At 64.4% G+C, this 26,028-nt stretch carries 21 protein-coding genes; 3 read left to right on the top strand and 18 right to left on the bottom strand.

Translation table 11 applies throughout. The features are described 5' to 3' along the window. Positions 1 to 42 precede the first annotated feature (42 nt). The 6 genes from ACE103_RS01130 to ACE103_RS01105 form a co-directional block, all read right to left on the bottom strand. On the bottom strand, positions 43 to 1,704 hold the full coding sequence (locus ACE103_RS01130; protein WP_375777999.1) for an adenylate/guanylate cyclase domain-containing protein: 1,662 nt from the start codon (positions 1,702 to 1,704) through the stop codon (positions 43 to 45). Positions 1,705 to 1,907: 203 nt separating this feature from the next. Next, positions 1,908 to 2,315, bottom strand: coding sequence for a F0F1 ATP synthase subunit epsilon (locus ACE103_RS01125; protein WP_375777998.1), 408 nt, complete (start codon positions 2,313 to 2,315; stop codon positions 1,908 to 1,910). Positions 2,316 to 2,431: 116 nt separating this feature from the next. Next, positions 2,432 to 3,874 (bottom strand): F0F1 ATP synthase subunit beta, encoded by a 1,443-nt coding sequence (gene atpD, locus ACE103_RS01120; RefSeq protein WP_163150765.1) that lies wholly within the window; start codon positions 3,872 to 3,874, stop codon positions 2,432 to 2,434. A 25-nt stretch (positions 3,875 to 3,899) separates the two neighbouring features. Then, positions 3,900 to 4,778, bottom strand: coding sequence for a F0F1 ATP synthase subunit gamma (locus ACE103_RS01115; RefSeq protein WP_375777997.1), 879 nt, complete (start codon positions 4,776 to 4,778; stop codon positions 3,900 to 3,902). Between the two features lie 119 nt (positions 4,779 to 4,897). Beyond that, positions 4,898 to 6,427 carry a F0F1 ATP synthase subunit alpha gene (gene atpA, locus ACE103_RS01110; protein WP_223977748.1) on the bottom strand — a complete coding sequence of 510 codons (1,530 nt, stop codon included), beginning with the start codon at positions 6,425 to 6,427 and terminating at the stop codon, positions 4,898 to 4,900. Beyond that, positions 6,427 to 6,987 (bottom strand): F0F1 ATP synthase subunit delta, encoded by a 561-nt coding sequence (locus tag ACE103_RS01105; RefSeq protein WP_375777996.1) that lies wholly within the window; start codon positions 6,985 to 6,987, stop codon positions 6,427 to 6,429. The genes atpA and ACE103_RS01105 overlap by 1 nt, the downstream gene beginning before the upstream one ends. A gap of 629 nt (positions 6,988 to 7,616) precedes the next feature. Between ACE103_RS01105 and ACE103_RS01100 the strand changes: the two genes are divergently transcribed. Beyond that, positions 7,617 to 8,108 carry a septal ring lytic transglycosylase RlpA family protein gene (locus ACE103_RS01100; RefSeq protein WP_223977745.1) on the top strand — a complete coding sequence of 164 codons (492 nt, stop codon included), beginning with the start codon at positions 7,617 to 7,619 and terminating at the stop codon, positions 8,106 to 8,108. Positions 8,109 to 8,303: 195 nt separating this feature from the next. Here the strand turns inward: ACE103_RS01100 and ACE103_RS01095 are convergent, their stop codons facing one another. After that, positions 8,304 to 10,514 carry a primosomal protein N' gene (locus ACE103_RS01095; RefSeq protein WP_375777995.1) on the bottom strand — a complete coding sequence of 737 codons (2,211 nt, stop codon included), beginning with the start codon at positions 10,512 to 10,514 and terminating at the stop codon, positions 8,304 to 8,306. 151 nt (positions 10,515 to 10,665) lie between these two features. On the opposite strand from ACE103_RS01095, the gene ACE103_RS01090 reads away from it, so the two are divergent. Continuing rightward, on the top strand, positions 10,666 to 11,616 hold the full coding sequence (locus ACE103_RS01090) for a tyrosine recombinase XerC (RefSeq protein WP_375777994.1): 951 nt from the start codon (positions 10,666 to 10,668) through the stop codon (positions 11,614 to 11,616). Between the two features lie 159 nt (positions 11,617 to 11,775). Further along, entirely contained in the window at positions 11,776 to 12,366 is a 591-nt protein-coding gene (locus ACE103_RS01085) for a DUF4337 domain-containing protein (protein ID WP_223977739.1), read from the top strand. A gap of 172 nt (positions 12,367 to 12,538) precedes the next feature. Here ACE103_RS01085 and ACE103_RS01080 read toward each other — a convergent pair whose 3' ends face one another. The 11 genes from ACE103_RS01080 to thpR all read right to left on the bottom strand — a co-directional run bounded on the left by ACE103_RS01080 (position 12,539) and on the right by thpR (position 25,881). Next, the gene (locus ACE103_RS01080) at positions 12,539 to 13,078 is read right to left on the bottom strand and encodes a hypothetical protein (protein WP_092121615.1); all 540 of its coding nucleotides are present in this window, start codon (positions 13,076 to 13,078) and stop codon (positions 12,539 to 12,541) included. Between the two features lie 37 nt (positions 13,079 to 13,115). After that, complete coding sequence (gene lpdA / locus ACE103_RS01075; protein WP_375777993.1) at positions 13,116 to 14,516, bottom strand: dihydrolipoyl dehydrogenase; 1,401 nt, start codon at positions 14,514 to 14,516, stop codon at positions 13,116 to 13,118. 81 nt (positions 14,517 to 14,597) lie between these two features. Continuing rightward, positions 14,598 to 15,347: an SDR family oxidoreductase gene (locus ACE103_RS01070; RefSeq protein ID WP_375777992.1), complete on the bottom strand. Its 750-nt coding sequence runs from the start codon at positions 15,345 to 15,347 to the stop codon at positions 14,598 to 14,600. Between the two features lie 72 nt (positions 15,348 to 15,419). Further along, entirely contained in the window at positions 15,420 to 16,664 is a 1,245-nt protein-coding gene (odhB, locus tag ACE103_RS01065) for a 2-oxoglutarate dehydrogenase complex dihydrolipoyllysine-residue succinyltransferase (RefSeq protein WP_375777991.1), read from the bottom strand. Positions 16,665 to 16,837: 173 nt separating this feature from the next. Beyond that, positions 16,838 to 19,798 carry a 2-oxoglutarate dehydrogenase E1 component gene (locus tag ACE103_RS01060; protein WP_375777990.1) on the bottom strand — a complete coding sequence of 987 codons (2,961 nt, stop codon included), beginning with the start codon at positions 19,796 to 19,798 and terminating at the stop codon, positions 16,838 to 16,840. Between the two features lie 257 nt (positions 19,799 to 20,055). Further along, the gene (sucD, locus tag ACE103_RS01055) at positions 20,056 to 20,937 is read right to left on the bottom strand and encodes a succinate--CoA ligase subunit alpha (protein ID WP_375777989.1); all 882 of its coding nucleotides are present in this window, start codon (positions 20,935 to 20,937) and stop codon (positions 20,056 to 20,058) included. Positions 20,938 to 20,974: 37 nt separating this feature from the next. Next, positions 20,975 to 21,451, bottom strand: a complete 477-nt coding sequence (locus ACE103_RS01050) for a DUF1579 family protein (protein ID WP_092121609.1) — start codon at positions 21,449 to 21,451, stop codon at positions 20,975 to 20,977. Between the two features lie 2 nt (positions 21,452 to 21,453). Further along, complete coding sequence (gene sucC / locus ACE103_RS01045) at positions 21,454 to 22,650, bottom strand: ADP-forming succinate--CoA ligase subunit beta (RefSeq protein ID WP_375777988.1); 1,197 nt, start codon at positions 22,648 to 22,650, stop codon at positions 21,454 to 21,456. Between the two features lie 161 nt (positions 22,651 to 22,811). Next, positions 22,812 to 23,780: a malate dehydrogenase gene (mdh, locus tag ACE103_RS01040; RefSeq protein ID WP_223977725.1), complete on the bottom strand. Its 969-nt coding sequence runs from the start codon at positions 23,778 to 23,780 to the stop codon at positions 22,812 to 22,814. 220 nt (positions 23,781 to 24,000) lie between these two features. Then, positions 24,001 to 25,188: a cell division protein ZapE gene (gene zapE, locus ACE103_RS01035; RefSeq protein WP_375777987.1), complete on the bottom strand. Its 1,188-nt coding sequence runs from the start codon at positions 25,186 to 25,188 to the stop codon at positions 24,001 to 24,003. 156 nt (positions 25,189 to 25,344) lie between these two features. Then, a complete protein-coding gene (gene thpR, locus ACE103_RS01030) occupies positions 25,345 to 25,881 on the bottom strand; it encodes an RNA 2',3'-cyclic phosphodiesterase (protein WP_223977720.1) in 537 nt (178 codons plus the stop codon). Positions 25,882 to 26,028 lie beyond the last annotated feature (147 nt).

Here is a 26,028-nt window from a genome sequence, read left to right as displayed (position 1 = left end):
GATCTTTTCGGAAAACCGCTTTGCACTTTTCCGGATCATGCCTTAGTTCGGGCCAACCGTGAACGGACCGATCGCGATGACATGGCAGTCGCTGTCGCGCTTGGCGCAGTCGCCGAGCGCGGCGCTGACCGCGCCCTGCTCGTTCTCCGCCTTCAACCCCAGTCCCGGCCGTCCCTGCGTCCCGACCGCAACCGCATTCCAGCCTGCCGTCGCTTCGGCAAGCTTCCGCGCGACGTCGCTCCGCTCGCCCGGCACGATGACCGAGCTGTCCGCGGCCTTGAGGAAGCCGGTCACGCGCAATGTGGACGGAACCGGAACCACGAAGACATCGTCGACCACGACGATCGTGCAGGGCACGCCCGCGACCGCGCCGCAGCCCTGCAAATTGCGCCGCGCCGATTCCTCGAGCGAATCGATGCCCGAATTGAAAAAGAAATGACCACCCGGACCGAGCGCGATGGTTCGCGTCTTGCGCGCCGGCACAAACAGACTGTCGAGCCTAGCCTTGGCCGCCTCGCGCAGCAGCGGAACATCCTTGGTGGCGTACGGCTTCTCGACCAGCGCATCACGCTTGACCCACGGCAACGGCGGGACCGGCGGTAGGCCATGGGCATACACGATCGTATTGCCGACCGCATACAGCTCGCACTTGCGCGGCGAGCCCACATTGTCGGCGCGCTTCTGGCATTGCTCCAGCGCCGAGGTCTTCGCCGCGTCCGCGTTCGGCTGCGCCACGCTCCAACCGGAGAAACCGTTGATGTTGATGGCAAGCGCCTTGGAATCGCCCGCGGGCACATATTCGGTCGCGAGCGCAACGCGGGTGCGGTCGCTGACGAACGGAATGATGTCGGTGGCGAGCTTGTCGCCTGATGTGATCGATGGCGGCACCGGTGCGGCCAACTGCTGCGGCGGCGCAGGCTTGGCAGTCGGCGCGGTCGACGCTGATGGCGACGTTGCTACCAACGGTGCCGGTGAAGCCGATACCAGCGGCGCGGGTGCCGGCGTGGAGCTTGCCACGACGGTAGGCTTCGTCGCCGATGTCTCGAGCTTGGTGTAATAGAGGAAACCGCCGACACCGATCGCGGCCAACAGCACCACGGTGATGGCAGCGGGCCACATCCAGGCCGGTGCGCCCGCAGCAGCGGCCTTGATCGGCTTCTTGACCTGCGGCATCGCGTAGGTGCCGTCCTCACGCCGCATCGCCACCATGTAGGCGTGCACGGGGGTCGGGATGTTCTTCACTTCCTGCGCGCCGATGTCGGCGAATTGCACCGACAGCTTGTTGGCGACCTGCTCGTGCACGGCGCGCGACACGCAGATGCCGCCGACCTCGGCGAGGCCCTCGAGCCGCGCGGCGATGTTGACGCCATCACCCAGCAGATCGCCGTCGCGCTCGACCACGTCGCCGATGGTGATGCCGATCCGGAACGACATCTGCCGGCTCGGCGGATAGGCCATGTTGCGCGTGCGCAGGCTTTCCTGGATGTCGATCGCGCAACGCACGGCTTCGACGGCGCTGGGAAATTCCGCGAGTACCGCATCGCCTGCGGTGTTGAAGATGCGGCCACCGCACTTTGCAATGAAATCGTCGGTGACCTGACGATAGGAAGCGAGCCGCCGCAGCGTCTCTTCCTCATCCTCGGCAACCAATCGACTATAGCCTGCAATATCGGCCGCGAAGATCGCTGCGATCTTGCGCTTCATGAGGACCAGCCCCGCAACCCAAATATGCCGGGCAGAATGCCGCCAGACGCTTCCGGGCGCAACAAGCATTCAACGCCCGCCGGGGTACGGCGAGCGTTGAATGCTTCAAGTCTTCGTAGACGATGACTGGAAAGATGCGAGCGATTTCACAAAGAGCCGGCTCACTCGACGCTACGGCGCGATCGCTGGTCGGCAATCGCGCCTTAATGCATAGCCGTGGTGTTGAGCTCGTGCTGGATGCTCTTGAAGTGGTCGAGCCGCTCGATCGCATGATCGAGCTCGGAGCCTTCCTGCTCGGCGAGCTTCTCTTCCATCTCCTTGATGGTCTCCGCGAACTTCGCACGATCAAGTTCGGCAATCGTGGTCGCGACGTCGGCGAGCACGGTGAGGCCCTTGTCCGACACTTCAGCGAGGCCGCCGAGCACGATCACCTTCTCGCGCTTGCCGGCGGTCGTGATAGTCAGGATACCCGGTCGAATCGTGGCGATGACGGGAGCATGACCGGCGAGCACACCGAAATCACCCTCCACGCCGGGGACGTCAACCTGATCGACCTCGCCGGAGAAGGCGAGCTTTTCGGGAGAGACGAGATCGAAGTGGAAGGTGGCCATGGTCTTTCCGTTCTTTGCGCTGTCACCCGCGGGCTTGACCCGCGGGTCCATCAGTCAAAACAGTTCTCGTTCGATGGATCGCCGGATCAAGTCCGGCGATGACGACATCATGAAGCTTAGGCCGCTTCGGCGGCGAGCTTCTTGCCCTTCTCGACGGCTTCTTCGATGGTGCCGACCATGTAGAACGCCGCTTCCGGCAGATGGTCGTACTTGCCCTGGCAGAGATCGCGGAAGCCCTTGATGGTGTCGGCGAGATCGACGAACTTGCCCGGCGAACCGGTGAAGATTTCGGCGACGTGGAACGGCTGCGACAGGAAGCGCTCGACCTTGCGGGCGCGGGCAACCGTCAGCTTGTCCTCTTCCGACAGTTCGTCCATGCCGAGAATGGCGATGATGTCCTGCAGCGACTTGTAGCGCTGGAGGATCTGCTGGACGAGACGCGCGGTGTTGTAGTGCTCTTCACCGACGACCAGCGCCGACAGCATGCGCGAGGTCGAGTCGAGCGGGTCCACCGCCGGATAGATGCCCTTTTCCGAGATCGCGCGCGACAGCACCGTGGTGGCGTCCAAGTGCGCGAACGAGGTGGCGGGCGCCGGGTCGGTCAAGTCGTCGGCCGGCACGTAGATCGCCTGCACCGAGGTGATCGAACCCTTCTGGGTGGTGGTGATGCGCTCCTGCAGCGCGCCCATGTCGGTCGCGAGCGTCGGCTGATAACCCACGGCGCTCGGAATACGGCCGAGCAGCGCCGACACTTCCGAACCCGCCTGGGTGAAGCGGAAGATGTTGTCGACGAAGAACAGCACGTCCTGGCCCTGGTCGCGGAAGTGCTCGGCGACCGTCAGACCGGTCAGACCGACGCGGGCGCGGGCGCCCGGCGGTTCGTTCATCTGGCCGAACACCAGCGCGCACTTCGACTTCACGCTCGGATCCGGATTGTGCGGATCGGCGTTGACCTTCGATTCGATGAACTCGTGATAGAGGTCGTTACCTTCGCGGGTCCGCTCGCCGACGCCGGCGAACACCGAGTAACCGCCGTGCGCCTTCGCGACGTTGTTGATCAGTTCCTGAATCAGCACGGTCTTGCCGACGCCGGCGCCGCCGAACAGGCCGATCTTGCCGCCCTTCGCGTACGGAGCGAGAAGGTCGACGACCTTGATGCCGGTGACGAGGATTTCCGCTTCGGTCGACTGGTCGGTGTAGGACGGCGCTTCCTGGTGGATGGCGCGCAGGCCTTCGGACTTGATCGGACCGGCTTCGTCGATCGGCTCGCCGATGACGTTGATGATGCGGCCGAGCGTGCCTTCGCCGACCGGCACCCGGATCGGCTCGCCGGTGTCGGTCACTTCCTGACCGCGCACCAGACCTTCGGTGATGTCCATCGCGATGGTGCGGACGGTCGATTCACCGAGATGCTGTGCGACTTCGAGCACCAGGCGGTTGCCGCCGTTCTTGGTCTCGAGCGCATTCAGAATCGCCGGAAGGTGGCCTTCGAACTGCACGTCGACCACGGCGCCCGTGACCTGGGTAACGCGACCGATCTGATTGGCTGCTGTAGCCATGGACTGTTCTCCTTCGAAATCTGCCTTAGACCGCCTCAGCGCCGGAGATGATTTCAATCAGCTCCTTCGTGATCTGGGCCTGACGGGTCCGGTTGTAAATCAGGGTTTGCTTGCGGATCATTTCGCCTGCGTTGCGCGTCGCGCTGTCCATCGCGCTCATCTGTGCGCCGTAGAACGAGGCGTTGTTCTCCAGCAGCGCACGGAAGACCTGCACCGCGAGGTTGCGCGGCAGCAGGCTGCCGAGAATCTGGTCCTCTTCCGGCTCGTATTCGTACGAGGTCGCGGGAGCCGCGCTGGCCGCGGGCGCAGCCACCTCGAGCGGGATGATCTGCTGCGCGGTCGGAACCTGCGCGATCACCGACTGGAAGCGCGAATAGAACAGCGTGCAGACATCGAACTCGCCGGCCTCGAACCGCGCCAGCACCTTGTTGGCGATATCCTCGGCGTTGACGAAGCCGATCTGCCGCACGGCACGCAGGTCGAGGTGCTCGACGATCCGCTTCTCGAACGTCCGGCGCAGCTGCTCGTAGCCCTTGCGGCCGACGCAGAAGAATTTGACTTCCTTGCCCTGCGCGAGCAGCGCGTTCGCCCGCTCGCGCGCCAGGCGCACGATCGCGGAGTTGAAAGCGCCGGACAGGCCCCGCTCGCCGGTGCAGACCAGAAGCAGGTGCACCTGGTCGTTGCCGGTACCCGCGAGCAGCGCCGGCGCGCCGGGCGTGCCGTTGGCCGCGGCAGCGATGTTGGAAATCACCGCGTCCATCTTGGTGGCATAGGGCCGCGCCGCCTCGGCGGCGTTCTGCGCGCGGCGCAGCTTCGAGGCTGCGACCATCTGCATGGCCTTGGTGATCTTCTGCGTCGCCTTGGTCGAGGCGATGCGGACCCGCATGTCTTTCAGTGACGCCATTCTTCGTCCACCCCGGCAATCCGACCACCAGGGTCAGATCGCAAGCCTCTCTGTTCCTATCGCCCGGCCAGCGGCCAGGCGATGCCCTTATGCAAAGGTCTTCTTACGCAAACGTCTCGTTACGCAAACGTCTTGGCGAAGCCCTCGACCACCGTCTTGAGCTTGGCGGCGACGTCGTCGGACAGATCGCGGCTGGTGCGGATCGCGTCGAGGATCTCGACGTTCTTGCCGCGCAGCAGCGAGAGCAGGCCGTCCTCGAACGCCTTCACCTTGTTGAGCGGCAGCGGATCGAGGTAGCCGTTGGTGCCGGCCCAGATCACGCAGACCTGTTCTTCCATCTTCAGCGGCGAGAACTGCGGCTGCTTCAGGAGCTCGGTCAGGCGCGAGCCGCGGTTGAGCAGGCGCTGGGTCGAAGCGTCGAGGTCCGAGCCGAACTGCGCGAACGCCGCCATTTCGCGGTACTGCGCGAGCTCGCCCTTGATCTTGCCGGCGACCTTCTTGGTTGCCTTGGTCTGCGCCGACGAACCGACGCGCGACACCGACAGACCGACGTTCACGGCAGGGCGGATGCCCTGGAAGAACAGGTCGGTTTCCAGGAAGATCTGGCCGTCGGTGATCGAAATCACGTTGGTCGGAATGTAGGCCGACACGTCGTTGGCCTGGGTTTCGATGACCGGCAGCGCCGTCAGCGAGCCCAAACCATGCTCCTTGTTGAGCTTGGCGGCGCGCTCGAGCAGGCGGGAATGCAGGTAGAACACGTCGCCCGGATAGGCTTCGCGGCCCGGCGGGCGGCGCAGCAGCAGCGACATCTGGCGATAGGCGACGGCCTGCTTGGACAGATCGTCATAGATGATCACGGCGTGCATGCCGTTGTCGCGGAAGTATTCGCCCATGGTGCAGGCGGTGAACGGTGCGATGTACTGCATCGGCGCCGGATCGGAGGCGGTGGCCGCGACGATGATCGAGTATTCCAGTGCGCCCTGCTCTTCGAGCACCTTGACGAACTGCGCGACGGTGGAGCGCTTCTGGCCGATCGCGACGTAGACGCAATACAGCTTGAGGTTCTCGTCCGGCTGGGCGTTCAGCGGCTTCTGATTCAGGATGGTGTCGAGCGCGATCGCGGTCTTGCCGGTCTGACGGTCGCCGATGATCAGCTCGCGCTGGCCGCGGCCGATCGGAATCAGCGCATCGATCGCCTTCAGGCCGGTCGCCATCGGCTCGTTCACCGACTTGCGCGGAATGATGCCGGGCGCTTTGACGTCGACGCGCTTGCGTTCGGTGGCCTGGATCGGGCCCTTGCCGTCGATCGGATTGCCGAGCGCGTCGACGACGCGGCCGAGCAGACCCTTGCCGACGGGCGCGTCCACGATCGCGCGGGTGCGCTTGACGGTCTGGCCTTCCTTGATCTCACGGTCAGCGCCGAAAATCACGATACCGACGTTGTCGGTTTCGAGGTTGAGCGCCATGCCGCGCGTGCCGTTCTCGAACTCGACCATTTCACCGGCCTGAACGTTGTCGAGACCGTAGACGCGGGCAATACCGTCACCGACCGACAGCACCTGGCCGACTTCGGTGACTTCGGCTTCCTGGCCGAAATTCTTGATCTGGTCCTTGAGGATCGCAGAAATTTCTGCGGCGCGGATGTCCATCAGCCTGCCTCTTTCATCGCGTTCTTGATCGAATTGAGTTTGGTGCGAAGCGAACTATCCACCATGCGGCTGCCGAGCTTGACCACCAGGCCACCAATAATGGAGGGATCGACCTTCACGTTGAGCGCGACGTCCTTGCCCGTCACTGATTTCAGTGCGGCCTTCAGCCCGTCGAGATTCTTGTCACTGAGCTGCTCGGCGACGGTGACTTCCGCAGTCGCCTCGCCCTTGAACTTCGCCACCAGCGCGCGGTAGGCGCGGATCACATCGGCCACGGCAAACAGCCGGCGATTGGCGGTGAGCACCTTGAGGAATTTTGCCGACGTCCCGGAGATGCCGGCCTTGTCGAGCACCGCGGTCAGCGCCTTGAGCTGGGCGTCCGCGGAAAACACCGGGCTGCGGACGAGGCGCTTGAGATCGGCGCTCTCGTTGAGCATGGCCTCGAATTTGTCGAGGTCGGCCCGGACCTGATCGACGGATTGCTCGTCGCGCGCCAACTCGAACAGGGCCGTTGCGTAACGACCGGACACTCCCGAAACGGACGGATCTTCAGCAGCCACGAGCTCGCTCTTTTTTGCTGTCAAATTCGCAAGGGAAAAACCGTCGCCACCAAAGCAGCGCCTAGCGATCCAAGCCCTTGGAATTCAAGCGGGACTTCGATTTTCGACCGGCACAGGACGTGCCGGGATCGTTAAAATCGCGGCTTTGCTAACATAGCAATCGCGCAGGTGCAACATGACGGCATCGTGCGAGCCGCCTTGTCGCATGCGGTTTTTCGCGACCGCAGCCGGCGCTCGAATCGGAAAAATTCGGCGCGTGGAAATTGAGCACGTGGCCCCCGATTTGCGCCACCGCGGTTTTGTTCCATCGAAATTTGCATGGGCCTATGGCCGAGCGCGCAAGGAACCCGAAACGGGCCGCCGCTTCATTTGGCGATTACTTACTGAAAACTTACTTCTGGCCTACTAATCAGTATTCGTATGTATATTGTTGATTAAAAATTAGTTAAAGGCCAAGATTACGGAACCTCGATTGAATACCCCAAAGCGGTAACAAGATATTTCAACCCGAGACAATTGGGATTTACTGCCCAATTCGTGCCTCATTGCGAAACCAAACGGCTTTGGTCAACGAAGGGACGGGGGTCCACTTGCCGCGTTTGTGGCAATACTGTCTGAGGGTCTTATCAATGCTGAATATCAAGAAGGCGGCGGGCAATGTAACCCGCTCGCGTACGGCGCTTGCATTTGTAGCCGCAACTATCCTGGTCGGGGGCAGCGTGACGGAGGCGTCCGCGAAGTCCAGGCACCATCATCAGCGCCACCACCATCATCACCACGCCCGCGCCGAAGGCTCGTCCTGGCGCGACGCCAATGCATCGATCCAGCCGTCCGGCGGGCACACTTTCTCGGGGATGGCCTCGTTCTACGGCAATGAGTCGGGCAGCCGCACCGCTTCCGGCCAGCGCTTCAACCAGAACGCCATGACCGCGGCCCACCGCTCGCTGCCGTTCGGCACCAAGCTCCGCGTCACCCATGGCGGCCGCAGCGTCGTCGTCACCATCAATGATCGTGGCCCGTTCATCCGCGGCCGCGTGCTCGACCTCTCGACCGGCGCAGCCCGCGCCATCGGCCTGACCGGTGCCGGCGTCGGCCGCGTCACCGCCGAGGTCGTCTCGTAAGGCGTTCAGTACGCGTTGCGTTGTGTAGCGGCCGCGAGGCCTGCTTCGTACCAAAAGGCCTGCCGTCGCAAATGACGGCAGGCTTTTTCTTTTGCGAGCCGTCGTCATTCCGGGGCGATGCACCAGCATCGAACCCCGAATGACGAGATTCCGGGTCTGGTCCTGCGGACCATCCCGGAATGACGGCCGAGCTCCTTACAAAAAGCTCTGCGGATCGACATCGACCTCGAGCTTCAGATTGCCCTTGGTCTTCGGACCGACCTCAAGCCATTCGCGCAGATATTGCGACAGGTCGACATTGCGCAGCGACTTCACCAGCAGGCGGAAGCGGTAGCGGCCCTTGATGACGGCAAGCGGCGCCTCGGCGGGGCCGAGCACCTGGATCCGCTCGTCGAGCGGCGCGACCGCAGCGAGCTTGCGGGCAAACCCCTCCGCTGTCGGCCGGTCGCCGGCGGAAATGATCAGGCTCGCCAGCCGGCCGAACGGCGGATAGCCGGTGCGCTCGCGGATATCGATCTCGCTGGCGTAGAACGCCTCGCGGTCACTCGCGATCAAGGCCTTGATGACCGGATGTTCCGGCTGATGGGTCTGCAGATAGCCGACGCCACGGCCCTGCTCGCGGCCGGCCCGGCCGACCACCTGGTTCAGCAGCTGGAACGTCCGCTCGGCGGCGCGCGGATCGCCGTTGCTCAGGCCGAGATCGGCATCGATGACGCCGACCAGATTAAGCCGCGGAAAGTTATGGCCCTTGGCCACGAGCTGGGTGCCGATGATGATGTCGACGCGGCCCTCGGCGATCTCGTTCAGTTCGCTGCGCATGGTCTCGATCGAGGTGATGAGATCGCTCGACAACACCATGGTGCGAGCCTCGGGAAAAATGCTCGCAGCCTCCTCCTGCAGGCGCTCGACGCCCGGACCGACCGCAACCAGCGATTCCTCGGCCGCGCAATGCGGGCAGATGTTCGGGCGCGGCATCGAGAAGCCGCAGTGATGGCAGACCAGCCGCTGCCGGAACCGATGATCGACCAGCCATGCGTCGCAGATCGTGCAGGCAAAGCGATGGCCACAGGCGCGGCAGAGCGTCAGCGGCGCATAGCCGCGGCGATTGAGGAACAGCAGCGCCTGCTCGCGGCGCTCGATCGCATGGCGAATCTGCTCGGCCAGAACCGGGGAAATGAAGCGCCCGCGCGGCGGCGGTGCGCGGCGCATGTCGATCGCCTCGATATGCGGCATGTGCTGGCCGCCGAACCGCGACGGCAGCGCCACGCGCTGGTAGCGCCCCTTGCGCGCATTGACCTCGCTCTCGACCGAGGGCGTCGCCGACGCCAGCACGATCGGGATTTTTGCGATATGGGCGCGGACCACCGCCATGTCGCGCGCGTGATAATGCGCGCCCTCGTCCTGCTTGTAGGCCTGGTCGTGCTCCTCATCGACGATGATGAGGCCAAGATCGGCATAGGGCAGGAACAGCGCCGAGCGGGCGCCGACCACGACCGGCGCCTTGCCCTCGGAGATCGCGGCCCAGTTTCGCGCCCGCGTGCGCGGCGTGAGCTCCGAATGCCACTCCAGCGGCCGCACGCCGAAGCGCTGCGCGAAACGGTCGAGGAACTGGCCGGTCAGCGCGATTTCTGGCATCAGGATCAATGTCTGCTTGCCGCGGCGGATATTCTCGGCGATCGCCTCGAAATAGACCTCGGTCTTGCCGGACCCGGTGACACCATCGAGCAGTGCGACGTGAAAGCTGCCGCTCGCCGCCAGCGTCCGCATCATATCGACCGCACTGCGCTGCTCGCGCGAAAAATCCGGCTGCGCAAAGGCGGGATCAGGAATCGGAGGCGGTGCGGGCGGCGGCATCGCCTCGACCGTCAGCGTACCCTCGTCGACCAGACCGTCGACCACGCCCGAGCTGACGCCGGCCTCCCGCGCCGCCTCGGACTTGCCATGCAGCAAGCCATCCGACAGCACCTCGATCAGCCGCCGGCGCGCCGGTGTCAGGCGCCGCGGCGGCTCGCCAACCAGGCGGACCCCGAGCCGCGTCCGCTCCGGCCCGAGGTTCTCGCCCATCCGCAGCGTCATCCGCAGCACCATGCCGCGCGCCGACAGAGTGTAGGTGGAAACCCAGTCGACGAGCTGGCGCAGCTCCGCCCTGAGCGGCGGAACATCGAGCTTCTCGCTGACGTCCTTGAGCCGGTTGTGCAGCCGCGGATCCGGCCTGGCATTCTCGGCCCACACCACCGCTACGACCTCGCGCGGCCCGAGCGGAACACAGATCACGTCGCCGGGCGCAAGCTCCATGCCGCGCGGCACGCGGTAGGAATAGGTCTGGTTCAGCGCGACAGGCACCAGCACGTCGACGACGCGTATCGTCGATGCGGGAGCTGGGCTGGGGCGGGTGCTATGGTCCATTGAATCAGAAACCTTGAACCCGGTCGGGCTAGCACCGCTTCGCTCTCTTAGCGAACGGTAAACGAAGGCAGTGCGATATAATCAGGAGAATCGCAGCGCCAATAGCCCTCAAGACATGGCCGCTCAAGACATGGCCCGGACCGATCAGCCCATGCAACCGCTCGAGCTCGACTGCGCCGACGTCTCGGTCACGCAGGAGATGACGCGCTGGCTGTCGCATCTGCGCGCGGAGCGGCGGCTGTCGCCGAAGACGCTCGAGGCTTACACCCGCGATGTGCGGCAATGCCTGGCCTTCCTTGCCGGGCACTGGGGCGCGCGCGTGACGCTTGCGGCATTTTCCGCGCTCGAAGCCAGCGATGTCCGCGCCTTCATGGCGATGCGCCGCGCCGACGAGATCGGCGGGCGATCGCTGATGCGGGCGCTGGCCGGCCTGCGCTCGTTCGGACGTTTCCTGGAGCGCGAAGGCAAGGGCAAGGTCGGTGCGCTGTCGGCGATCCGCGCCCCCAAGGTGGCGAAGAGCCTGCCGAAGCCGATCCATATGGAAGCGGCGAAACGCTTTGCCGATGCCGACGAGCGCGCCGGCGAAAGCCGCGAGACCTGGATCCTGATGCGTGACGCCGCCGTGATGGCGCTGCTCTATGGCTCGGGTCTGCGCATCTCCGAGGCGCTGGGGCTGAAGCGCCGCGACGTGCCGAAGCCGGGCGAAGGCGACGTGCTGGTTGTCATCGGCAAGGGCAACAAGACCCGCATGGTGCCGGTGCTGCAGAACGTGCTGCAGTTGATCGCGGATTATGCGGCGATCTGTCCGCATCAGCTCGGCCCGACCGGACCAATGTTCGTCGGTGCGCGCGGTGGCCCCTTAAGCCCGCGCATCATCCAGCTCACCATGGAGCGGCTGCGCAGCGCGCTCGGCCTGCCCGACAGCGCAACGCCGCATGCGTTGCGGCACTCCTTCGCCACGCATCTGCTCAGCCGCGGCGGCGATTTGCGCGCGATCCAGGAATTGCTCGGCCACGCATCGCTGTCGACCACGCAGATCTACACCGGCATCGACAGCGAGCGCCTGCTCGAAGTCTATCGCTCCGCGCATCCGCGCGGCTGAACGCGCGCGGACCTGGGTTCAAAATATGGTGCGGGGCCGGCACCGACGCGCCGTTCATCTCGCGCCGTTCATATTCATACGGCCGCCACAAATCGCTCGGCACTTGCCTTGTGCGCCGCATTCAGCAATCGTGGCGCGGTCTCATCCGGAGGGGGAATCATGAGCGCACAGGAAAGTATGGAGCACGCGGAGCATGCCGAGCATGCGTCGGGCGAGAACAAGAAGATCGCCCTCCTAATCGCGGTGATCGCGCTCTGCCTGGCGCTGTCGGAAACGCTCGGCAAGGGCGCCCAGACCGAATCGATCAGTAAGAACGTCGAAGCCTCCAACCTCTGGGCCTTTTTCCAGGCCAAGAGCATCCGCCGCACCTCGGTGCAGACCGCGGCCGAACAGGGCAAGCTCAACCTCGCGACCACCACCGATGAGGCGGCCAAGGCCGCGCTTCAGAAGCAGATCGACGACTGGCAGAAGACCGCGGCGCGCTACCGCTCGGAGCCGGAGACCGGCGAGGGTTCAGAGCAGCTCGCCGAACGCGCCAAGCACGCCGAGCATGAGCGCGACGAGGCCACCGCGAAATATCATCACTTCGAGCTTGCCTCCGCCGCCTTCCAGATCGCCATCGTGCTGGCGTCCGCGACCATCATCACCGGCATCGCCGCGCTGGCCTGGATATCCGGCCTGGTGACGCTCGCCGGCGTCGTGATGACCTTGCTCGGCCTGTTGCAGCCGCATCTGCTACATCTGCATTGAGGTCGCGGAGCGGCTTCGCTCTCTGACCGTCATCCTGAGGTGCGAGCGAAGCGAGCCTCGAAGGGTGCACGGCCACCAGCCGGGCTGCTCATCCTTCGAGACGCACGTTCCGCGCTCCTCCAGCGACAAAGGCGAGGCCTTTGCGCGGGGATGACGGACGAATAAGCCTTGCTTAGAGAACCTTGCTGGTCTGGTGCACGCTTTTGCGGAAGCGCGCGATCAGGCGCAGCGTACGCGCGGTCCAGCCGTCGCCGTCGCCACTGATCATCTCGAGGATACGCCGCTTGACCGGCTCGACCAGCGCGGTGGCCTTGGCCCGCAACCCCATCACGAAATTATAGAGCGCCTCGAACCAGGGCATCTCCAGCAGTTTCGAGCGCGTCACGTCGAACAGGAAAGCCGTGACGCCGACGCCGACGATCTTGGCGAACAGGATCAGCGAGACTGCGCTGAACCAGTATTGGTTCGCCAGCAGCCAGAGTCCGACCAGCTTGAGCGGAAACAACGGGATCAGCGGCACGACGAAAACGATCAGCGTCATCGCCGGCGACAGCGAATCGACCCGCTCGGCAAGCCATTGCTTGAGCGCGCGCAGCGGGATCCACGCCACCACCCGGGCCACGATCGGCTCGACGTGATCCCATAGCCAAGCCTCGATCAGGAAAATGATCGCAAGCAGGACCCAGAACGGCTGAAGCAGACGGCGCAACATCACTATGATCTCTACCCCGCTCGCGCGGGACGTTCGATCACATATGGATGGCGCGCTTGCCCACCGCAAGCGCGGCTTCCTTGATCGCCTCGGAGCGGGTCGGATGGGCGTGGCAGGTGCGCGCCAGATCCTCGGCCGAACCGCCGAATTCCATCAGGACGCAGGCTTCGTGGATCATTTCGCCGGCTTCCCGGCCGACAATGTGCACGCCGAGCACCCGATCGGTCTTCGCATCTGCGAGAACCTTCACGAATCCGTCGGTGGTCTGATTGACCTTGGAGCGGCCGTTGGCGGTGAACGGGAATTTGCCGACGGTATAAGCGATGCCGGCCTGCTTGAGATCTTCCTCGGTCTTGCCGACCGACGACACTTCCGGCGTGGTATACACAACACCTGGAATGACGTCGTAGTTCACATGGCCGGCCTGGCCCGCGATGATCTCCGCGCAGGCAACGCCCTCGTCTTCCGCCTTGTGCGCGAGCATCGGCCCGGCCACGACATCGCCGATCGCGTAGATGCCCTTCACATTGGTCGAGAAGTGCGCGTCGATCTCGACGCGGCCGCGATTGTCGAGCGCAACGCCCGCTTCCTTCAGCCCGAGGCCCTCGGTGTAGGGCACGCGGCCGATGCACACCAGCACGACGTCGGCCTCGATGGTCTCCGCAGCGCCGCCCGCGGCCGGCTCGATCTTGGCCTGAAGCGTCTTGCCCGAGGTGTCGACCGCGGTGACCTTGGCGCCGAGCTTGAAGGTGAAGCCTTGCTTTTCCAGGATGCGCTGGAATTGCTTCGCCACCTCACCGTCCATGCCGGGCAGGATGCGGTCGAGGAATTCCACCACGGTGACCTTGGCGCCGAGACGATGCCAGACCGAACCGAGCTCGAGCCCGATCACGCCGGCGCCGACGATCAAGAGGCTCGACGGCACCTTCTCCAGCGACAGCGCGCCGGTCGACGACACGATGCGCTTCTCGTCGATGTCGATGCCCTTCAGCCGCGCGATGTCGGAGCCGGTCGCGATCACGATGTTCTTGGTCTCGACGGTCTCGGACTTGCCGTCGCCGGAGACCTCGACCTTGCCGGCACCGATGATCTTGCCGGTGCCCTTGAGGACGTCGATCTTGTTCTTCTTCATCAGGAACTCGACGCCCTTGACGTTGCCGTCGATGCCCTGCTGCTTGAAGTCCATCATCGCGGGCAGATCGAGCTTCGGCGCGGAGACGCTGACGCCCATCTTGGCGAAGGAGTGCGCGGCTTCCTCGAACATCTCGGAGGCGTGCAGCAGCGCCTTCGACGGCATGCAGCCGACATTGAGACAGGTGCCGCCCAGCGTCGCGTTCTTCTCGACGACGGCAACCTTCATGCCGAGCTGCGCCGCGCGGATCGCGCAGACGTAACCGCCGGGGCCAGTGCCAATGACGACGAGATCGTAAGAAGCCATGATTGAGGTCCTGTAGCTAAACTCGGTGACAGTTGAGCGGGCGCGATCCGATCGGAAGGCCGCTTCCCGCTTGATCGTGTTCTAGCGACCGCCCGACACGTCGAGGATCGCGCTGGTGACGTAGGAGGCTTCGTCCGAGATCAGCCAGACGATGGCGTTGGCGATCTCGTCCGCGGTGCCGACGCGCTTCATCGGCACCATGTGAGCGAGCCGATGGGCGCGATCGGGCTCGCCGCCCGCGGCGTGGATGTCGGTGTCGATCAGTCCGGGCCGAATGCCGACGACCCGGATGCCTTCAGCCGCGACTTCGTAGCCGAGGCCGATCGTGAAGGAATCGATCGCCCCCTTGGAGGCGGCATAGTCGACATAGGTGTTGGGCGCGCCGAGCTTCGCCGCGACCGAGGAGAGGTTGACGATGACGCCGCCCTGGCCGCCGTGCTTGGTCGACATGCGCTTCACCGCCTCGCGTGCGCACAGGACGCTGCCGGTGACGTTGACCGCCATCATCTGCTGGATGCGCTCGGCCGACATCTCGTCGACACGCACGCCACTCTTGCCGACGATGCCGGCATTGTTGACGAGCGCGCCGAGCGTGCCGAAGCTATCTGCCGCCTTGAACAGCGCCAGGATGTCCTGCTCGCTGCCGACGTCGCACTTCACCGCGATCGCCTTGCCGTTGCTGGCCTCGATCGCGGCGACGACCTCGTTGGCCGCAGCCTGGTTTGTGGCGTAGCCGACCACGACGCGATAGCCGCGCGCAGCAGACGCAAGCGCGGTAGCGCGGCCGATCCCGCGGCTGCCGCCGGTGATGACAACGACCTTGTCCGTCACATTGATCCCCAAACGTGAGCACCCAACCAATCGCGACGCCCGAACCGATCGGACGCCGCGCGCGACATGACCTTAGAGATCCAGCACCAGGCGGGCCGGATCTTCCAGGCTCTCCTTGACCCGCACCAGGAAGGTGACCGCTTCCTTGCCGTCGATGACGCGGTGATCGTAGGACAGCGCCAGATACATCATCGGCCGCACCTCGATCTTGCCGCCGACCACCATCGGCCGCTCCTGGATCTTGTGCATGCCGAGGATGCCGGACTGCGGCGCGTTGAGGATCGGCGTCGACATCAGCGAGCCGTAGATGCCGCCATTGGTGATGGTGAAGGTGCCGCCCTGCATCTCGTCGATCTTGAGTTGACCGTCGCGGGCGCGGCGGCCGTAGTCGGCGATCGACTTCTCGATCTCGGCGATCGACTTGTGGTCACAGTCGCGCACCACCGGCACCACCAGGCCGCGGTCGGTGCCGACCGCAACGCCGATATGATAGTAGTTCTTGTAGATCAGGTCGGAGCCGTCGATCTCGGCGTTGACGGCCGGAATGTCCTTCAGCCCCTGCACCACCGCCTTGGTGAAGAAGCCCATGAAGCCGAGCTTCGATCCGTGCTTCTTCTCGAACGTATCCTTGTAGAGGGCGCGCAGCTTCATCACCTCGGTCATGTCGACCTCGTTGAAGGTCGTCAGCATCGCGGCGGTGTTCTGCACGTCCTTGAGGCGGCGCGCGATGGTCTGGCGCAGCCGGGTCATCTTCACGCGCTCCTCGCGCGCGGCATCGTCCGCCGGCGACGGCGCGCGAACCTGCACGGCGGCGGCGGGCTGGTTGACCGGGGTCGGCGCCGAGGCGGCCTTCTCGATCGCGGCCAGCATGTCGCCCTTGGTGACGCGGCCATCCTTGCCCGAGCCCGGAACGGTGGAGGCGTCGACGCCGCTTTCGGCGGACAGCTTGCGCACCGAAGGCGCGAGCGGCGCATCGGTCGGCGGCACCTTGGGCGCGGCAGGGGCCGGCGCGGGAGCGGCGGCAGGGGCCGCAGCGGCAGCCTTGGCCGGAGCGGCGGCAGCAGCCGACTTGGCCGGCGCCGCGCCGTCATTGATCTGGCCGAGCAGCGCGCCGACGGCGACGGTCTCGCCATCCTTGGCGATGATCTCGCCGAGCGTGCCGGCGACCGGCGCGGGCACCTCGATGGTGACCTTGTCGGTCTCCAGCTCCACCAACGGCTCGTCCACCGCGACGGCCTCACCGGCCTTCTTGAACCAGCGGCCGATCGTGGCCTCAGTCACGGATTCACCGAGCGTTGGAACGCGAATTTCAGTCATGATCTTTTCCTCGATAACCTTGCGGTCGAAAATTTGGTCCAGCCACCCTTCGCCAAAGCGAACGATCCGGTACTCCGTGACGACAGCGGTGAGGCTGGATGACGCGGGATACCGGATGCCCCGCTCCAGTGCGCAATTGCGCACAGAGCGGGGCATGGCTTCAGTGAAGGCCGTTAGTTCAGTGCGTCGTCGAGCAGCGCCTTGAGCTGCGCCAGATGTTTCGACATCAAACCGGTGGCGGTCGCCGCCGATGCCGGACGGCCGGCATAGCGCGGACGCTTGTTGGCGGCGTTGGTCTGGTTCAGCACCCATTCCAGATAGGGCTCGATGAAGTGCCAGGAGCCCATGTTGCGGGGCTCTTCCTGGCACCAGACCACCTCGGCCGCCTTGAAGCGGCCGAGCTCCTGCACCAGCGCCTTCAGCGGCACCGGATACAGCTGCTCGATGCGCATCAGATAGATGTCGTCGACGCCGCGCTTCTCGCGCTCCTCGTACAGGTCGTAATAGACCTTGCCGGAGCAGAGCACGACGCGACGGATCTTGTCGTCCGGCACCAGCTTGATCTTCTCGTCCGGCAGCATCTGCGCGTCATCGTACAGGATGCGGTGGAAGGTGGCGTTCTTGCCGAGCTCGTCGAGCCGCGACACGGCGCGCTTGTGGCGCAGCAGCGACTTCGGCGTCATCAGGATCAGCGGCTTGCGGATTTCGCGATGCAGCTGGCGCCGCAGCACGTGGAAGTAGTTTGCCGGCGTGGTCGGATTGACCACCTGCATGTTGTCCTCGGCGCACATCTGCAAATAACGCTCGAGGCGCGCGGAGGAGTGCTCCGGTCCCTGCCCCTCGTAGCCATGCGGCAGCAGGCAGACGAGGCCCGACATGCGCAGCCATTTGCGTTCGCCCGAGGAGATGAACTGGTCGAACACCACCTGCGCACCATTAGCGAAGTCGCCGAACTGGGCTTCCCAGAGCGTCAGCGCATTCGGCTCGGCCAGCGAGTAGCCATACTCGAAGCCGAGTACCGCCTCTTCCGACAGCAGCGAGTTGATGACCTCGTAGTGGCCGGTGTCCTCGCCGCCGAGATGGTTGAACGGCGTGTAGCGGCTCTCGTCCTCCTGGTCGATCAGGACCGAATGGCGCTGCGAGAAGGTGCCGCGCTCGGAATCCTGGCCGGACAGGCGCACATGATGGCCCTCCTGCAGCAGCGTGCAGAACGCCAGCGCCTCGCCGGTCGCCCAGTCGATGCCGACGCCGGTGTCGATCGCCTTGGCGCGATTGTCGAGGAAGCGCTGAATGGTGCGGTGGGCGCGGAAGCCGTCCGGCACCTTGGTGATCTTGCGGCCGATCTCCTTGAGCACGGCGACATCGACACCGGTGACGCCGCGGCGGGCGTCTTCTTCCTGATCGGCCGACTTGAAGCCGGCCCATTTGCCGTCGAGCCAGTCGGCCTTGTTCGGCTTGTAGCCTGAGCCGGCTTCGAGCTCGGCATCGAGCCGTGCGCGCCAATCGGCCTTGGCCTTCTCGACCTCGCCCTCGGTCAATACGCCGTCGGCGACCAGCCGCTTGGCGTAGATCTCCAGCGTCGACGGATGCGAGGCGATCTTCTTGTACATCACCGGCTGGGTGAACGCCGGCTCATCGCCCTCGTTGTGACCGTGACGCCGGTAGCAGAACATGTCGATGACGACCGGCTTGTGGAATTTCTGCCGGAACTCGATCGCGACCTTGGCCGCGAACACGACGGCCTCCGGATCGTCGCCATTCACGTGGAAGATCGGCGCGTCGATCATCTTCGCGACGTCGGACGGATAGGGCGACGAGCGCGAGTAGCGCGGATAGGTGGTGAAGCCGATCTGGTTGTTGACGATGAAGTGCAGCGAACCGCCGGTGCGGTAGCCCTTCAGGTCGGACAGGCTGAAGCATTCCGCCACCACGCCCTGGCCCGCGAACGCCGCGTCGCCGTGCATCAGGAGCGGCAGCACCGAGATGCGCATATCCGGCGGATCGCCGTGCTGATCCTGCTTGGCGCGCACCTTGCCCATCACAACCGGATCGACGATCTCGAGATGCGACGGATTTGCGGTCAGCGACAGATGGATGTTGTTGCCGTCGAACTCGCGGTCCGATGACGCGCCGAGGTGATACTTGACGTCGCCGGAGCCTTCGACCGAGTCCGGATTGGCCGAACCACCCTTGAATTCATGGAACAGCGCGCGGTGCGGCTTGCCCATCACCTGGGTCAGCACGTTGAGGCGGCCGCGATGCGGCATGCCGACGACGATCTCCTTCACGCCGAGATTGCCGCCGCGCTTGATGATCTGCTCGAGCGCCGGGATCAGCGATTCGCCGCCGTCGAGACCGAAGCGCTTGGTGCCGGTGAACTTGGTGTCGCAGAACTTCTCGAAGCCGTCGGCCTCGATCAGCTTGTTGAGGATCGCACGGCGTCCCTCGGGCGTGAAGCTGATCTCCTTGTCCGGACCTTCGATGCGCTCCTGGATCCACGCCTTCTGCGCGGCGTTGGAGATGTGCATGAACTCGACGCCGAGCGTCTGGCAGTAGGTGCGCTCACAGATCTGGACGATCTCGCGCAGCGTGCCGTATTCGAGGCCGAGCACGTGGTCGAGGAAGATCTTGCGATCGAAGTCGGCCTCGCTGAAGCCGTAGGAGCGCGGATCGAGCTCCTCGCGGTCGCGCGGCGCCTCGATGCCGAGCGGATCGAGCTTGGCGTGGAAATGGCCGCGCATGCGGTAGGCGCGGATCAGCATCAGCGCGCGAACCGAATCGCGGGTCGCCTGATGCACGTCGGCGTCGGACAGTTCGGCGCCCTTGACCTGCGCCTTGGCGGCGAGCTTGGTGCCGACCGCCTTCTCGACCTGGGCCCAATTGCCGTCGAGCGCCGAGGTCAGCTCGTCACGCGGCGTCACCGGCCAGTTGGCACGGCCCCACGAGGCACCCTCGGCGTTCTTCTGGACGTCGGCCGGGGCGTCCTTCAGGCTTTTGAAGAAATCCTGCCATTCGCCGTCGACCGACGACGGGTCCTGCTCGTAGCGGGCATAGAGATCGTCGATGTAGGCGGCGTTGGTGCCCTGCAGGAATGATGAGAGAGCAAAAGCAGCATTCGCGTCTTGGCGAGACATGGGGCAGTCCTGGTGATTTTTTTCGGTTCGCGCGTAGGAGACGGCGCTGATGCCGGTCTGGAAGTGCGCCGGCTGGATAGATACCCTTTACCCTATCTAGGCGCGATATTCCTGCCTAAAAGAACCAAGAAATGAACTTATTTTCATATTTTATTGATCAGCGTTCTGGCGACAGAACGCAATAAAAAGGCGGGTTCCCCGAGGAGAACCCGCCCAAAATCACGCCAAAGCGCGAAGGGAACTTCGCCTGACGGAGGTTACTTCAGCATCTCGGCGAGGGTGTGCCCGAGCCGCGCCGGCGACGGCGACACCTTGATACCGGCGGCTTCCATCGCCGCGGTCTTGGAACCGGCATCGCCCTTGCCACCGGAGATAATCGCGCCGGCATGACCCATGCGGCGGCCGGGAGGTGCGGTAACACCGGCGATGAATCCGACCATCGGCTTCTTGCGGCCGCGCTTGGCCTCGTCCTTGAGGAACTGGGCGGCATCCTCTTCGGCGGAACCGCCGATCTCGCCGATCATGACGATCGACTTGGTCTTCTCGTCGGCCAGGAACATCTCCAGCACGTCGATGAACTCGGTGCCCTTGACCGGATCGCCGCCGATGCCGACCGCGGTGGTCTGGCCGAGGCCCTCCTGGGTGGTCTGGAACACCGCTTCATAGGTCAGGGTGCCGGAGCGGGAGACGATGCCGACCGAGCCGGGCTTGAAGATGTTGGCCGGCATGATGCCGATCTTGCACTCGCCGGCGGTCATCACGCCCGGGCAATTTGGCCCGATCAGCCGCGACTTCGAGCCCGACAGCGAGCGCTTGACGCGCACCATGTCAAGCACCGGAATGCCCTCGGTGATGCAGACGATCAGCGGGATCTCGGCGTCGATCGCCTCGCAGATCGCGTCGGCGGCGCCCGGCGGCGGGACATAGACCACGCTGGCGTCGGCGCCGGTCTTCGCACGCGCGTCCGCGACGGTGTCGAACACCGGCAGATTGAGATGCGTCTGACCGCCTTTGCCCGGCGCCACGCCACCGACCATCTTGGTGCCGTAAGCGATCGCCGCTTCCGAATGGAACGTGCCGTTCTTGCCGGTGAAGCCCTGGCAGATGACCTTGGTGTTCTTGTCGATCAGAATGGACATGGTTCGAGATGCTTTCGCGAGACGATCGGTGAAGGGTTCAGTGGATACGCCGGTACACGCCAGTGAGCACGTCGGCCCACCCTTCCGCGTCAGGCGAGAATTGGATCTTCATGTTGTAGGTGTTGTCGTCGACGACCTCGTAGACGTGACGGGCATTGCCGCGCAGCGAGCCGCGCACCAGGATCAGCGACTTGCCCGCCCAGCCGCCGGACGCCGGCGACGGCGGGTAGTAGCCGAGTGAATCGTGCCAGAACAATCGGTAGGCGCGATCCTCGCGGTCGTAGGTGAAGACGCCGTGGGTGGCGAAGCTCTCCTTGCCATCACGGGTCTGCACGCAGTCCTGGATCAGGTAGAAACCGTTGAGCGCGATGCGCGCAACGACATGGGAAGTGGCCGGACCGCCTGCGGTCCAGCGCGACGGATAGACCATCTCGTCGCCGTTCCACTCGCCCGCGAAAACCGCGAGCTTGCGGTGTTCGTCCAGCGGGGTCGGAGCGTCGAGATGATCGGCCATCGTTAGCCTCCCTTGACGGCTTTCACGATCTTCTGTGCGGCGTCATCGAGATTGTCGGCGGGCACCACGTTGAGACCGCTGTCGCGGATGATCTTCTTGCCCTGCTCGACATTGGTGCCTTCGAGGCGCACCACGAGCGGCACCTTGAGGCCGACCTGCTTCACCGCGGCGACCACGCCCTCGGCGATCACGTCGCACTTCATGATGCCGCCGAAGATGTTGACCAGGATGCCCCTCACATTCGGATCGGCGGTGATGATCTTGAACGCAGCCGCAACCTTCTCCGCGCTGGCGCCGCCGCCGACGTCGAGGAAGTTCGCCGGCTCCATGCCGTAGAGCTTGATGATGTCCATCGTCGCCATGGCGAGGCCGGCGCCGTTGACCATGCAGCCGATCGTGCCGTCGAGCGCGACATAGTTGAGGTCGTATTTCGACGCCTCGATCTCCTTGGCGTCCTCCTCGGACTCGTCGCGCAGCGCGACCACGTCCGGGTGCCGGTAGAGCGCGTTGCTGTCGAACGACACCTTGGCGTCGAGCACGCGGAGCTGGCCCTGCTTGGTGACGACCAGCGGATTAATCTCGAGCATCGCCATGTCCTTGGCGGCGAACGCGGCATAGAGCTGACCGGTCAGCTTCTCGGCCTGCTTGGCGAGATCGCCCTTCAGCTTCAGCGCCTCGGCGACCGTGCGGCCGTGGTGAGCCATGATGCCGGTGGCGGGATCGACCGAGAACGAGACGATCTTTTCCGGGGTCGAGTGCGCGACGTCCTCGATGTTGACGCCGCCTTCGGTCGACACCACGAAGGAGATCTCGGAGGTCTCGCGATTGACCAGGATCGAGAGATAGAACTCCTTGTCGATGTCGGAGCCTTCCTCGATGTAGAGGCGATTGACCTGCTTGCCGTGCGGGCCGGTCTGCACCGTGACCAGCGTCGCGCCGAGCATCTGCTTGGCGAATTCGTCGACCTCGGCAACCGACTTGGCGATGCGGACACCGCCCTTGTCGCCGGCCGATGCCTCCTTGAACTTGCCCTTGCCGCGACCGCCGGCATGGATCTGGCTCTTCACCACCCAGATCGGGCCGGGGAGCTGCTTGGCCGCCGCGTCGGCATCTTCGGGCTTCAGCACCGGAACGCCGCGCGAGATCGGCACGCCGAATTCGTGCAGCAGAGCCTTGGCCTGGTATTCGTGGATATTCATGGAAAGACGCTCCCAAACCCTCGTGCGGCGACCCTTTAGGTCAGCCTTGAGACTGGCATACCATATACCAAGACTCGCGCAACTACAAAATTCGCCGGAATTTCATCATCTTGCGCCCGACAGGCGATAGAAGTCGCCTATCGGGCCATTGCCGATTGAGATTACTTGCCGAGCAGATCGGGGGCGATCTTCTTGCAGGCGTCGACCAGGCCCTGCACCGAGGCAACCGACTTGTCGAAGGCTTCACGGTCCTTGCCGGCGAGCTCGATCTCGACGATGCGCTCGATACCCTTGGAGCCGATCACGGTGGGCACGCCGACATACATGTCCTTCACGCCGTACTCGCCGTTGAGATAGGCGGCGCAGGGCAGCACGCGCTTCTTGTCCTTCAGATAGCTCTCGGCCATCTGGATCGCGGATGCCGCCGGCGCGTAAAAGGCCGAGCCGGTCTTGAGCAGGTTGACGATCTCGGCGCCGCCGTTGCGAGTACGGTCGACGATCTCGTCGATGCGGGCCTGCGAGGTCCAGCCCATCTTGACGAGGTCGGGCAGCGGAATGCCGGCGACGGTCGAGTAGCGGGTCAGCGGCACCATGGTGTCGCCGTGGCCGCCGAGCACGAAGGCGGTGACGTCCTCGACCGAGACGTTGAATTCGTCAGCCAGGAAATAGCGGAAGCGCGCGGAGTCGAGCACGCCGGCCATGCCGACCACCTTCTTGTGCGGCAGGCCGGAAGCCTTCTGCAGCGCCCAGACCATCGCGTCCAGCGGATTGGTGATGCAGATGACGAAGGCGTCGGGCGCGTACTTCTTGATGCCGGCGCCGACCTGCTCCATGACCTTGAGGTTGATCGACAGCAGATCGTCGCGGCTCATGCCAGGCTTGCGCGGCACGCCCGCGGTGACGATGCAGACCTTGGCGCCGTCGAGCGCTTCATAGGAGTTGGCGCCGACCAGATTGGAGTCGAAGCCGTCGACCGGCGACGACTGCGCGATGTCGAGCGCTTTGCCCTGCGGCACGCCCTCGGCGATATCGAACAGCACGACGTCTCCGAGTTCCTTGAGGCCAACCAGGTGCGCCAGCGTTCCGCCGATCTGTCCGGAGCCAATCAGAGCAATCTTGTCGCGTGCCATGGGAAATCAGTCCTTTGAACTGGTGCAGGAGGGAGGGAAGTCGGTTGCAAGGGTGGTTATCCCTTTCGAATGATCCATTCAAGTCGCGGCCTGCCCGATTGCGGGCCGTGCCTGCAATTCGGTCAGGCATGCCAGCAACATCCGCCCGGAGACACGAAAAGTTGCTCCGATCCGGACCGCGCGCAAGACCAATTTCAAGACCGAATTTCGAGACTGGATTTCAGGTTTCGACCAGGCCGGTCGAGGAGCCGCTGGCCGAGGAGTCCTTGCGGCCGTGCGGCAGCGCCAGATAGGATTCCGAGCTCATCTCAATCAAGCGCGAGGACGTGCGCTTGAACTCCATCGCCTCGATGCCGTCTTCCGCAAGGTACAACGACACCGGATCGGCCTCGGCCGAGGCCATCAGCTTCACGGCATTGTCATAGAGCGTGTCGATCAGCGAGATGAAGCGCTTGGCAGCGTTGCGCTCGGCGTAGTCCATCACGGGAATATGGTCGATCAGGATCGTGTGGTAGTCGTGCGCGAGCCTGAGGTAATCGGACGCGGCAAGCGGCTTCTCGCAAAGATCGGCGAAGCTGAAGCGCGCGACGCCATGCGACGAGCACGGCACAGTCAGCAAACGCTTTTTGATCTCGATAAGGCGCGCCTTGCACGGCGCGTTGCCGGTCATCTTGCGCCACGCCGCATTGAGCACATCGCGAGCCGCGTCATCGGCGGGCACCAGCCACATCTTCACGCCGACGAGCTTCTCGAGCCGGAAGTCGGTGCGCGCATCGAGCCGCAGCACATCCATGTGGTCGGTGATCTGTGCGATGAACGGCAGGAACAGCGCGCGATTGAGGCCACCCTTGTAGAGATCGTCAGGCGCGACGTTCGAGGTCGCGACCACGACGGTGCCGAGATCGAACAGCTTTGCGAACAGCCGTCCGAGGATCATCGCATCCGCGATGTCGGTGACGTGGAATTCGTCGAAGCAGAGCAGCCAGGCTTCGTCGAAGATCGCCTGCGCGGTGAGCGCGATCACGTCACCGTCTGCGATCTCGCCGCGCGCGATCTGCTGGCGGTAGCCATAGATGCGCTCATGCGCCTCGGCCATGAATTCGTGGAAGTGCGCGCGGCGCTTGTGCTCGACCGGGCTCTGCTGGAAGAACAGGTCCATCAGCATGGTCTTGCCGCGGCCGACCTCGCCATGGACGTAGAGGCCGCGCGGCGGCTTGTCGTCCTTGTCGCCGCCGAACAGCCGTCCGAGCAGGCTCTGCTTGCGTTGCGGCTTGTAGCTCGCGAGCCGCTCGTCCAGCGCGCCGAACGCTTCGGCGGCGCGGGCCTGCGCGGGATCGGCCTCGATCGCGCCGGAGGCGACCAGGGCGTTGTAGTGTTCGAGAAAGGAACTCGGCGAGGTGGACAGCATGGGCCCACCTTACGGCCCTAGTGCGCGGAAAATTGCAAGCCGTGAATTGGGCCAGTGGGTATGCAAGGCAGGTGGGTATGCAAGCGCAAGCCCTTGCATACCACGGCCGACCGCACCAGCCGCTGCCCGACACCTCAAGCCGTGATCCGCGATGCCTTACGCGCAGAGCGCGTAGGCATCCTCGACCACGTAGGGGCCGCCGCCCGTCGACGCGCGCGACGAGAACAGCACGAAGCGGTCTGCCATGAAGCTGCGGCTCGGGAAGTAGCCGCGCACCGACAGATAATCCGCAACGTCCTGGCTCGACGCGTCATGCAGACGCGCCAGCGTGACATGGGGCGTGAATTTCCTGCCCTCGGGATTGAGCCCCATCCGCTGCATCATCCGCTCGAGTTCGGCCTGCAGTTCGATCAGCGGCCGACTGGGCTCGACGGCGGCAACCACCGCACGCGGCTTGCGTCCACCGAAGCTCGACAGGCCCTGCAATTTGACCTCGAACGGTTTTCGGTTCACCCGAAACAGCATCGTCGCGATCTCGTTGGCCCAGAGGCCATCGATATCGCCGATGAAGCGCAGAGTGACGTGATAATTTTCGGGATCGATCCAGCGTGCGCCGGGAAGGCCGCCACGCAAATTGGAAAGTGTCTGGCCGATCTCGGCCGGAATTTCCAGTCCAGTGAACAGACGCGGCATCGCATTAATCCTCGATGCTTGGCGCGGGTTTTGGGAGCCCGGCCCTGTAACAGCCCGGTGACGAATCACCGATGCCTATTTGTACCCGAGATATGTGACTCTGCGAAGCATGACCCGTTAACAGCTCGTAAACCTACGGGCACAACA

The sequence above is a fragment of the Bradyrhizobium sp. ma5 genome, assembly GCF_042258955.1.
In the GTDB taxonomy this organism is placed as follows: Bacteria; Pseudomonadota; Alphaproteobacteria; order Rhizobiales; family Xanthobacteraceae; genus Bradyrhizobium.
Note: the sequence above shows the minus strand (reverse complement) of the source record. Positions and strands in the feature narration are given on the sequence as shown.

Coding starts and splice junctions, on each gene's coding strand:
- atpD (WP_163150765.1), bottom strand. CDS start 3,874: ATGGCTACAGCAGCCAATCAGATCGGTCGCGTTACCCAGGTCACGGGC.
- atpA (WP_223977748.1), bottom strand. CDS start 6,427: ATGGACATCCGCGCCGCAGAAATTTCTGCGATCCTCAAGGACCAGATC.
- ACE103_RS01085 (WP_223977739.1), top strand. CDS start 11,776: ATGAGCGCACAGGAAAGTATGGAGCACGCGGAGCATGCCGAGCATGCG.
- mdh (WP_223977725.1), bottom strand. CDS start 23,780: ATGGCACGCGACAAGATTGCTCTGATTGGCTCCGGACAGATCGGCGGA.
- ACE103_RS01130 (WP_375777999.1), bottom strand. CDS start 1,704: ATGAAGCGCAAGATCGCAGCGATCTTCGCGGCCGATATTGCAGGCTAT.
- ACE103_RS01060 (WP_375777990.1), bottom strand. CDS start 19,798: ATGTCTCGCCAAGACGCGAATGCTGCTTTTGCTCTCTCATCATTCCTG.
- lpdA (WP_375777993.1), bottom strand. CDS start 14,516: ATGGCTTCTTACGATCTCGTCGTCATTGGCACTGGCCCCGGCGGTTAC.
- ACE103_RS01100 (WP_223977745.1), top strand. CDS start 7,617: ATGCTGAATATCAAGAAGGCGGCGGGCAATGTAACCCGCTCGCGTACG.
- odhB (WP_375777991.1), bottom strand. CDS start 16,664: ATGACTGAAATTCGCGTTCCAACGCTCGGTGAATCCGTGACTGAGGCC.
- thpR (WP_223977720.1), bottom strand. CDS start 25,881: ATGCCGCGTCTGTTCACTGGACTGGAAATTCCGGCCGAGATCGGCCAG.
- sucC (WP_375777988.1), bottom strand. CDS start 22,650: ATGAATATCCACGAATACCAGGCCAAGGCTCTGCTGCACGAATTCGGC.
- ACE103_RS01125 (WP_375777998.1), bottom strand. CDS start 2,315: ATGGCCACCTTCCACTTCGATCTCGTCTCTCCCGAAAAGCTCGCCTTC.
- ACE103_RS01115 (WP_375777997.1), bottom strand. CDS start 4,778: ATGGCGTCACTGAAAGACATGCGGGTCCGCATCGCCTCGACCAAGGCG.
- zapE (WP_375777987.1), bottom strand. CDS start 25,188: ATGCTGTCCACCTCGCCGAGTTCCTTTCTCGAACACTACAACGCCCTG.
- ACE103_RS01095 (WP_375777995.1), bottom strand. CDS start 10,514: ATGGACCATAGCACCCGCCCCAGCCCAGCTCCCGCATCGACGATACGC.
- ACE103_RS01090 (WP_375777994.1), top strand. CDS start 10,666: ATGCAACCGCTCGAGCTCGACTGCGCCGACGTCTCGGTCACGCAGGAG.
- sucD (WP_375777989.1), bottom strand. CDS start 20,937: ATGTCCATTCTGATCGACAAGAACACCAAGGTCATCTGCCAGGGCTTC.
- ACE103_RS01080 (WP_092121615.1), bottom strand. CDS start 13,078: ATGTTGCGCCGTCTGCTTCAGCCGTTCTGGGTCCTGCTTGCGATCATT.
- ACE103_RS01050 (WP_092121609.1), bottom strand. CDS start 21,451: ATGGCCGATCATCTCGACGCTCCGACCCCGCTGGACGAACACCGCAAG.